This is a genomic window from uncultured Brachyspira sp., assembly GCF_934747485.1.
Classification (GTDB): Bacteria; Spirochaetota; Brachyspiria; order Brachyspirales; family Brachyspiraceae; genus Brachyspira.
In genome coordinates this window covers 1-10,622 of record NZ_CAKVGN010000086.1, presented here as the reverse complement: position 1 = coordinate 10,622, position 10,622 = coordinate 1, and the positions used below count along the sequence as shown (strand labels likewise).

Here is a 10,622-nt window from a genome sequence, read left to right as displayed (position 1 = left end):
AATTATGATACACCTATGCTATACTTTAAGAAATTAAGGAATTCCTAACTGCAATATGTCTGGCTCCTGTGCAACAAATTTTAATAATTTTTATTATAAAAACAAAAGATACCAAAAGCGTATATACAGCAAGGGCTCCAAATCTCCGTCACTGCAGAAAAGTACATTGTTATTTATAATTTATATTTATTAGATTAACACATTGAGTTTATTCTGTATATAAATGCAAAATTTTGACAATCCGTAATAATATTATATAATAAAACTATGAGCGTATGCGTATCCTAATATTTTTTCATCTTCTTCATATACTAAATAGGGATAAACTTCAATTATATTCTTTATTCTTTTTTCAAACTCTTCTATGCTAGGCAGTGAATATTCAAATGTGATGTTTGTATCAATATAATTTGAGTATATTTCTAGTATTTGTTTTGTATCTTCAGAGGCAGCAAGTCTTATTGGCATTTATTTTCCCTTAAAAATAATTAGTATAAATTATAAATTATGTTAACTTTTTTGCAATATAAAAATATTTGTTTGTATATAGATTATTTATATAAAAAATTATTTAATTTGTTTTTTAGTGTTGACAATAATTTTTAAATGAATATAATAGTCTACTATCGGACTATATTTAAATTTGTTTTATAACATGTTTTAAGGAGCTTTGATGATAAATAGAGTAGAAGAGATGGAAAAATCTTTTTTTAAATATGTGCTTCCTTCTATAGTATCAACTATGCTTGGAGGGCTTTATATAGTAGTTGATGGTTTTTTTGTTGGTAATTCTATGGGAGATAATGGACTTACTGCAATTAATTTGGTTTATCCTATAGGAACGGTTTTATTTGCTACAGCTGCTATGCTTGGAATGGGCGGCTCCGTTATAATGTCCACATATCTTGGAGCTGGGAATATAGAGAAGTTTAATAAGGCAAAAATTAATACATTTATCACTTTAATAATTGCAAGCATTATATTAACTCTACTGCTTCTTTTAATAAAAGACAAATTAATTTATCAGCTTGGTGCGAGAGATATAATATTTGAACAGGCTAATAGTTATATTACAACTATTATATTAGGCGGTACATTTCAACTTATATCTGCCGGAAGCATGCCTATAATAAGAAATTCTGGTAAAACTATACATGCTATGAGTTTCATGGGTATAGGGCTTATAACTAACATTATATTAGACTATGTGTTTTTAATGGTTTTAAGATTAGGAACTTTTGGAGCAGCATTGGCTACAATTATAGCACAGGCAATAGTTTCTGTTATTGCCATATATTATTTATTTATTAGAAAGAAATATAGAACAAAAATAAAGTTATCAGATTTTGATTTATCTATGACTAAAAGGGCTATTCAAATAGGGTTATCTCCATTTGGTTTGGTAATGGCTCCTTCTTTAATAGTAATATTCAATAATTTACAATGCATAAAATATGGAGGATATATTGGAACTAGTGCATATTCTGTAATTAATTATATTTACGGCTCCATAATATATTTATTTGAAGGTATTGCAGAAGGCTGTCAGCCTATGATTAGTTTTTTTAAGGGTGCTAAGAGAGAAGAGCTTATGAGAAAAGTATTAAAAAAAGGAATATTATTTTCTTCTGTGTTAGGTTCTATATTAATAATAGTAGTTCTTTTGTTTAAAAATAAATTAGGTATAATGTTTGGTGCTTCTATAGAGACCAATAACATTGTAAGCATTGCTATGCCTATAATAGCTATATCTTTTATACTTCAGCCTATGGTAAGAATTGGTACTGCTTATTTTTACTCTTCTGGGGAGAGTAAATATGCAGGCTTTTTAACTTATATAGACCCTTTATTTGTAAGCCCATTATGTATAATGATTCTTCCTATATTTTTTAAGCTTAATGGTGTGTGGCTTGCAATGCCTGTAGCTCAGATTATATTAATGAGTTTACTTTCTATAATATATTATAACACAAACATTAAGAAAACAGATTGTTATAATAACAAAGAGGTTTATGATTAAATAATTGATTAAAAATATAATTATTAAAAAAAGAATTGTATATACATTAATAATACAATATATTTTTTGACTATACTTTCCACAATGCAGTTCTTTTATACCAATACCGCAGGCACTACATTCGGTTGCAGCGAGTAGGTGCCTATTGGCAAAAGAACCGGGGGCTAGTCTACTCAAAACTTAAAAATTTTGTTATATAAGTTTTTTATTTTATTCAACTTTTTCCCGTGGCAAAAAGTTGCAAAAAACACAAGTAGTTAAATTTTATATCTAAGAAATTATATAAAATAATACTAATTATATCTTACATACTAAATATTAAATTAAAAACAATATAAATATTTATTAATTTAGTTTTTAAACAATTATAATTTATATATAAAATGGAGACGAGTTTTGCCCGCCTCCATATATAAAAAACACAATCTATATACAAATTACCACTTTTTGTAAGTAACTAAAGTAGGGTCATCTACTTGTTTAGGGAAATAGTCTTCACAAGAACCCTCTCTGTAAACATCAGCAGTAGCACAGTGCAAACCGCCGCCAAATGGATAAGCATCTCTAAACGGCACAGGTATAACATTCATTCCCAATTTATCCATCTGCTCCATTTGATAAACTTCACTTGCTTCAACTAATACTGTTTTATGGTCTAATACCAAACAGTTCATAGAAAGCCATACACTTGAATAACAAAGAGGCGGAGGAGTTTCATGAGCAGGTTTAGCCGCATCAACAATCTCCCATCCATTAGCTTCAAATATTTTTCTTTGCTCTGTAGGAAGTTTTCTTGTAGGGTTGTTGATTATTAAACCTGGTCTTAAAGGTACAAAAGTAGCATCAATATGTATTGGGTAAGGGTCTCCAGGGAAGTTTACAGCATGCACTCTGAAGTCCGGATATTGTCTTCTTAACCATTCCATAGCTTTTCTGTTTGTAGTTAAACCATGCTGACAGAATAAATCTTTACCAACTCTCATAACATCAGCAGCATCAAAAAGTATTTCATGTTCTGTTGTAACCATGTGAAGCTTAGCAGTTCTTTCAAGCAAAACTTCTTCAGTAACATCTCCGTCAAAATAATGCATATCATAGCTTGCATCTCCAAGTTCCGGACGCGGAGCAGATATCCATTTAAAATCAGGGTCCTCATAAAAATATTTTCTAAGTATAGGTGAATAAGCCAAATACTCAAAATATCTTGATCTAAAAGACATAGGAGCTGCAATTATTTCATTACCAATAGTTAAAAGTACATCTCTTGGAGGCATACAGCCAAACATACTTCCAGTCATAAAATGAGGTGTTATAACAGCTTGGTTCCATTGAAGCGGGGTAGGTCTGTCCACTTTTACACCATGCTGCTCTAATATTTTACAAAGATTATCTAACTGAGCATTTGCTTTTTCTACGGTATCCAATGGTCTTGGTCCTGTCATACCTCTCATTGGGCTGTTTAATGGTACTTTAGCTTTTGAAGCTGGTTCTGATGGTGCTATACAGCAATTATCAGCTCTGCCTACTATAACATGTTTTAATGGGTCAAAATCATTCCAAGAATTTACGATTTTCATATAGGAATCTCCTTAAATAGTTAATAAAAGTATAAAATGTATAATATAATGCATAATAGAGAAACTATTATACTATATTTGCTGTTTTTTGTTTTTGATTATTTTAAATTAATGAAATAAAAGAAATTAAGAATCACCTCAAAAAGAGGATAGATGAATAAGAAAAAAGATTGATTAATTTGTTTTTCATTTTGCAATCCTAATACATAAAGAAATATTATTTTCATTTCTTTAAGAAGAATTATAATTTATTTTTATATTTTGTCAAGAGAAAAATGATTGGTTTTTATTTTTTATTAGTAAATTTATTATGAAAAAGTTATGAGCATATATAAGTTTTATTATAATGCCCATAACTTTATTATTAAAAATTAAGATAATACCTCTTTCATACTGTAAAGTTTAGGAGATTTACCAACGAGGAATTTAGCAGCTTTAATAGAGCCATGAGCAAATATCTTTTTTGACATAGCCTTGTGAGTAATCTCAATAGCCTCATCATCTCCATAAAATATAACGCTATGCTCTCCAACCACACTTCCGCCTCTCAATGAATGCATGCCTATTTCCTTCTTTTCTCTTTTGTGAGTACCGCTTCTGCCATTAACTAAATGCATCTCATTATTTAATGTGTTGTTAATAGTATTATATAAAGTTTTAGCCGTACCGCTTGGAGAATCTATCTTTTTATTGTGATGAGTTTCTATTATCTCTATATCAAAATCATTCAATACACTTGCAACTTTTGATACTATCTCATTCATTAATGTAACACCTATTGAAGTGTTTGAAGCAAGCACTATAGGAATTTTTTTTGATGCTTCATTTATCTTTTCTAATATTTTATCATCATAACCTGTAGTGCATATCACAATAGGTATATTGTTTTTTACGCCATAATCAAGCATATTCTCAATTAATGAAAAATGAGAGAAATCTACTATTACATCACCTTTTTCATTAGTGAGATTGTCAGCAAAACCGCTTAATTCTAAACTATTATCTTTTTCAACTATATCTTTTAATATAGTTCCCATTGTTCCAACACCATGTATTATTATTTTAATTGTATTCATTTTTTAATCCCATATTTGTTTATTATTTGAGCTACATGTTCTCTATTTTTTTCACTTAAAGGTCCAAGAGGAGAACGGCAAGGTCCAACATCAAAACCCATTATATTCATAGCCTCTTTTACAGGCACAGGATTAACCTCTATAAACATAGCTCTTACTAAATCTATATAATGTATTTGTGCTTTTATAGATTCTTCTACTTTTCCATTAAGGAAGTTCATTACCATATCATGATTTTCTTTAGGTATAATATTGCTTGTAACAGATATAACACCTTTACCGCCCAAAGCAAGTATAGGAGTAACCATATCATCATTTCCAGAATATAAATCTAATTTCGGAGCAATATTTGCAATATCAGCAGTATAGCTCATATCTCCGCTTGCTTCTTTAATTGCAACTATATTTGATATTTCAGATAATTTTTTAATAACATTAAGCGGAAGTTTTACGCCTGTTCTTGAAGGCACATTATACATTATAACAGGCACTTTTGATGCATTAGCTATTTGCGTGTAGTAGTCAATAAGCCCGCTTTCATTACCTTTGTTGTAGTATGGTGTTACTGCCATTATAGCATCTGCACCATATTCGCATGATTTTTGTGTGAGTTCTACTGCTGTTTTGGTGACATTAGTTCCTGTACCTGCTATGAGCATTGTTCTTTTATTTGTAACTTCTATACAGAATTTTATTACTTCTATTCTCTCTTCCCTTGTAAGTGTAGCACTTTCTGCTGTTGTTCCTGCTGCTATTATGGCATCTGTTTTATTTGCTATTTGATATTCTATAAGTTCAGCAAGTTTTTTATAATTAATTTCTCCGTCTTTTGTAAATGGTGTTATTAAAGCTACACCAGCTCCTTCGAATAATGACATAATTTTTCTCCTTTTTTATTTATTAATTGTTTTTTATTTTTTTAAATAAATCTTTTTTTAAATAACTTTCATAAACATTAGCTATCTGCATTTTTACTCCTATATTAATAGCCCTTTCATCTATATCAAACATACTATTATGAATAGGGTAGTTTATCTTTTTGTTTGCAACACCCAAACTAAAAAAAGCACCGCTTATGTTTTGAAGATAATAGCTAAAATCTTCTGTTGTCATATTAGCATTTTCTTCTACAATATTTAATTTTATATTGTTAGCAGATTCTCTTACTATATCTACAGCATTGCTATGATTAATCAAAGCAGGATACGAAGGCATATTTATAAACTCTGCTTTAGCATTAAAAGAAGAAGCAGTGTTATGAACAATTTTTTCTATCGCAGTTAATCTCTCTTTTCTTTTTTTATCATCGCAAAGCATTCTTATAATGCCTTCCATTTTTGCAAAGTCAGAAACAATATTTCTTGCACTTCCTCCATTCATCAAACCAACATGAAGCCTCATACTTCCGTCTGTAAATGATGAAGTGTAGCTATGCATTTGAGTTAGTATATGACTAGCTATTAATATGCTATCTATTCCATTGTATGATTTTGCACCATGTGCAGATTTTCCATACACTTTTACATCAAACATATTTGAACTAGCATACATTGCTCCATATTTTACACCAATGCTTCCAACTTTTAATTCTGGATTAACATGAAGACCATATATTACATTAACATTTTTTAATGCATTCTTTTTAATCATTGGTAAAGCACCACCTATAGTCTCTTCTGCAGGTTGATATATTAGCCTTATATTGCATGGCGGCTTTATTTTAGAAAAATATTTTGCAATTCCTGTTAATATTGTAGTATGAACATCATGTCCGCAAGAATGACATTTGCCTTTATTTATTGAAGAGTATTCACATTTTTTTAAGTCTTCCATAGGCAAAGCGTCTATATCTGCTCTAAATGCCACTGTAAAACTTTTATCTTCTCCTTCTATATCTGCTACTATTCCGGTTTGTGCTACTTTTGCTTTATGTTTTATATTTAAACTTTTTAATATAGAAGAAATCTTTTTAGATGTATAAAACTCCTCAAAACCTAATTCTGGGTGTTTGTGCAAGTCTCGCCTTAAATCTATTAAATATTTCTCAATAGAATTAAGTTTATCATCTAATATTAAATATTTACTATCTCTTTGCATACAGTCATAACCTTATAATACTATAAATTAATGATATAATATGTTAACTTTTAAATATAGTATTAAGTTAATTTTTTTAATAATATTTTATAATTTTTTATTGTTTTAATTAAGATATATATTTAGAATTACTTACGTTTGAAAGACTTATAGAATTTAGAAAGTTGAAAATGAATATTTGAAGTTAAATTAATTAAGCAGGTGTTATACGATAAGTACATTTTTCACTCCTTTTAATATTTCTATATGTAGTTATTATATTCAAAAAAACATAAAAGTCAAACAAAATAATTAATTTTTTTATGTTTTTTTTTATTTTATAATTAAACAACTATATTTTGTCAAAAGAAAGTCAGTATTTTATTTTTAATATTTGGGGCTTTGCCTACTTAGAAGCATACCCGTAGGTTAAGCCCAACTTCTTTGGCATTGAAAGTTATTCTTCAGGATGACAGAAAGAAACTTGCACTTTTTGGTTCTTTGACGAAGTCCGCACAGCGAAGGCGGGAAAAAGAACAATAAAAAAATTTGATAAAATAATTTTTAGTTATAATAAGCTTTATTTTTATTTCACTATAAACATTATTATTTCCGATATAAACATAGCAATGATTAAAGATGTATTTTATTTTTTGTTTATAATAGTCTCAAAAACTTTAGTAGATTTAATTAGATTATTCGGCAATGTTATAGTGTTTGGATTTTTGCTTTATTTTATATCATATACAACAAGAAGATTATTTGCAAAGACCTTAGGAAGCAAGGCAGAATTATATATAACAGGCTGGATAGGAACCCCCATACATGAAATCTCTCATGCTTTGTTTTGTATAATATTTAGGCATAGAATAGATGATATAAAACTTTTTAACACCAAATCTGATACAATAGGTTACGTTCTTCATAGTTATGATTCACGCAGTTGGTATCAGCAGCTTGGGAATTTTTTTATAGGCATAGCACCAATTATAGTTGGGAGTTTTATTGTTTATTTGCTTTTTATAGTTTTACAGCCGGAACTTAAAGAGAATATTTTTAATATACCAAAAATTAATTACAGCAGTAAATACGGAGTTTTTTCTTTTGTTTATAATGAGTTTTTTAATATATTTAATTCAATTTATTATATATCAAAAAATATAATAAATAATATTTTAATAAATTCTTCATTAAAGCAATTAAGTTTTTGGATATTTCTTTATCTTTCAATATCAATAGCTTCGCATATGGAATTAAGTCCTGCAGATATATCACATGCATGGAAAGGAGTTATTGTATTATTTGCCTGCATTCTCATTATTAACACTTTTTTAATACTTATTAAAATATTGTTTAATGTAGGTATACCAAAAAATGTTTTAATATTTATAAATAATTGTATTGATGCTTACACACTTTTGTTAATATTTTCTTTTATAATATCAATGTTTAATATGTTAATCTCTTATATAATATTAACTCCTATTAATTATATTAGAAACGGTTATTTACTTAATCCTTTTAGCATTAGATAATTTGTTGAAAAAAATTGTAATACTCATATAATAAATATATACAAACAGCTATATTTTGCCATATAAGTTTTTGTTTTATTCAACTTTTCACCGCCGCAAAATTGAATAAAATGCAATTACTTTAGATTTACATGTTGGTAATATATATATTAAATATAGTGTATGTAGTTAGTATAAATTTGTATTAAAATGCAGTTGTTTTGCTTCTTTTATACCAATACCGAGTAGGTGCCTATCGGCAAAAGAAGTGGGGTGCTGGGCAAAGCCCTGCAAATAACTAAAGTAAAAAATATTTTTGACAAACTTAAAAAAATTCAGTATATTATAATATTAATAGTATTTTTTATAAGAGGCTGTATGTATTTAGAAAACATTAACTCTATAGATGATTTAAAAAAACTTAGTGTAGAAGAGCTTCCAATTTTAGCTTCAGAGATAAGAGAGTTTTTAATAAAAAGTGTTTCAGAGACTGGCGGGCATTTAGGAAGTAATTTGGGTGTAGTTGATTTAACTATAGTTTTGCATTATTTGTTTAATTCTCCAAGAGATGCTTTTATTTTTGATGTTGGACATCAGGCTTATACGCATAAAATTCTCACAGGAAGAAAGGATAGATTTAATACTTTAAGAAAATATAAAGGCTTATCAGGATTCCCAAAAAGAGAAGAGTCTGAACATGATATAGAAGAAACAGGGCATTCTTCAACATCTCTTTCATTTTCTTATGGCGTTGCAAGTGCCAAAAAAATATTAGGATATAGCGGAGAGGTGATAGCTATTATAGGCGATGGTGCTATGACAGGAGGAATGGCTTTAGAGGCTATGAATAATATAGCACATACAGACAAAGACATGATAATAATATTAAACAATAATGAAATGTCTATTGGCAAAAATATAGGAGCTATTTCAAAGTTTCTAAATACCACTTTAAATGACACTCTCATTCAAGATGCATCATACAAATTAAAAAATTTAGTTTCAACTCTTCCATTTGGAGATATTGCAAACGAGTTTATAGATAGAGGTAAAGGGGCTATAAGAAGTTTTGTTGCACCCGGTATAGCATTTAGCGGTCTTGGATTTAAATATTTTGGTCCTGTAGATGGTCATAATTATGAAGAGCTTATAGAAACATTTGAAAAAGTAAAATCTATACATGGTCTTAGAATTGTTCAAGTAAATACTATAAAAGGCAAGGGATACACTATAGCAGAAGAAAACCCTACAAAGTTTCATGGTATTGCTCCATTTGATATAGAAACAGGAGAATTAAAAAAGAAGTCATCAAAAACTTTTTCTAATCTTGCAGGCGAATGTGTAGTAGATATTGCAAAAGAAGATAAAAGAATCATTGCAATAACTGCTGCAATGGAATCTGGAACAGGGCTTAGTGAATATGCTAAACTTTTTAAAGACAGATATTTTGATGTTGGCATAGCAGAACAGCATTCTGTTACATTTGCTGTCGGTCTTGCAGAGAGCGGACTTATACCTTATGTTTATTTATATTCAACATTCTTGCAAAGGGCTTATGACCAAGTTATACATGATGTTGGTATAATGAATGCTAATGTTAAGTTTATGATTGATAGGGCTGGTTTAGTACCTGAAGACGGAGATACTCATCAAGGTGTATATGATATTTCCTTTTTAAGCATTATTCCAAACATAGTAATAATGGCTCCTGTAGCAGAAAAAGATTTTAGAGATATGTTTATAGCTTCTTATAAATATAATGGTCCTACAGTGATGAGATATAATAAGTCTTCTATAAGAGAATGCGATAAAACTATAATACCTGATAACTTTGAAATTGGTAAGGCTCATATCATCAGAGAAGGCAAAAAAAATTGCATTATTAGTTATGGGCAAACTTTGATTGATATAGTTGATGCTGTAGATGAAATTAATTTAGATACTACTATTATTAACTTATGCACATTAAATCCTTTAGATGAAAATACTATAATTAGTGCTGCCAAAAAAGCAGACAATATTTTAATAATTGAAGAAAGCGTTAAAAAAGGCGGAGTAGGTTCTGCAATATTAAATATTCTTTCTGACAATGAAATATATAATAAAAAAACAAAGGTACATGCTCTTCCTAATAAGTTTTTTGAAACTGCTTCAAGAGATGAGCTGCTTAATATTTATAAATTGGATAAAGATGGCTTAAAAGAAATAATAAATAATTTTTTTAATTAGATTATAAATATTTTTTTATACAAATATATAGTTATTTAGAACAAAAAACTATATATATGCACAGGAGCCAGACATATTGCAGTTAGGAATTCCTTAATTTCTTAAAGTATAGCATAGGTGTATCATAATT

Annotated in this window: 8 protein-coding genes; 3 read left to right on the top strand and 5 right to left on the bottom strand. The window is 28.7% G+C overall.

The window, feature by feature from the left end; translation table 11 throughout:
- Positions 1–252: 252 nt before the first annotated feature.
- Positions 253–468 (bottom strand): GNAT family N-acetyltransferase, encoded by a 216-nt coding sequence (locus tag Q0H31_RS11990; protein WP_295298497.1) that lies wholly within the window; start codon positions 466–468, stop codon positions 253–255.
- A 205-nt stretch (positions 469–673) separates the two neighbouring features.
- Here Q0H31_RS11990 and Q0H31_RS11985 point away from each other — a divergent pair, with 205 nt between their 5' ends.
- Positions 674–2,020: an MATE family efflux transporter gene (locus tag Q0H31_RS11985; protein WP_295298496.1), complete on the top strand. Its 1,347-nt coding sequence runs from the start codon at positions 674–676 to the stop codon at positions 2,018–2,020.
- 437 nt (positions 2,021–2,457) lie between these two features.
- On the opposite strand, the gene Q0H31_RS11980 is transcribed toward Q0H31_RS11985, so the two are convergent.
- From Q0H31_RS11980 to Q0H31_RS11965, 4 genes are all read right to left on the bottom strand, one after another.
- Positions 2,458–3,597 (bottom strand): serine/threonine protein kinase, encoded by a 1,140-nt coding sequence (locus Q0H31_RS11980; RefSeq protein ID WP_295298494.1) that lies wholly within the window; start codon positions 3,595–3,597, stop codon positions 2,458–2,460.
- Between the two features lie 371 nt (positions 3,598–3,968).
- Positions 3,969–4,664, bottom strand: coding sequence for a 4-hydroxy-tetrahydrodipicolinate reductase (dapB, locus tag Q0H31_RS11975; protein ID WP_295298499.1), 696 nt, complete (start codon positions 4,662–4,664; stop codon positions 3,969–3,971).
- A gap of 5 nt (positions 4,665–4,669) precedes the next feature.
- Positions 4,670–5,551 carry a 4-hydroxy-tetrahydrodipicolinate synthase gene (gene dapA / locus Q0H31_RS11970; protein WP_295298492.1) on the bottom strand — a complete coding sequence of 294 codons (882 nt, stop codon included), beginning with the start codon at positions 5,549–5,551 and terminating at the stop codon, positions 4,670–4,672.
- Positions 5,552–5,573: 22 nt separating this feature from the next.
- Positions 5,574–6,770, bottom strand: coding sequence for a M20 family metallopeptidase (locus tag Q0H31_RS11965; RefSeq protein WP_295298490.1), 1,197 nt, complete (start codon positions 6,768–6,770; stop codon positions 5,574–5,576).
- Positions 6,771–7,402: 632 nt separating this feature from the next.
- On the opposite strand from Q0H31_RS11965, the gene Q0H31_RS11960 reads away from it, so the two are divergent.
- Positions 7,403–8,284, top strand: coding sequence for a hypothetical protein (locus tag Q0H31_RS11960; protein WP_295298488.1), 882 nt, complete (start codon positions 7,403–7,405; stop codon positions 8,282–8,284).
- Positions 8,285–8,641: 357 nt separating this feature from the next.
- Positions 8,642–10,492 (top strand): 1-deoxy-D-xylulose-5-phosphate synthase, encoded by a 1,851-nt coding sequence (gene dxs, locus Q0H31_RS11955; protein WP_295298485.1) that lies wholly within the window; start codon positions 8,642–8,644, stop codon positions 10,490–10,492.
- Positions 10,493–10,622 lie beyond the last annotated feature (130 nt).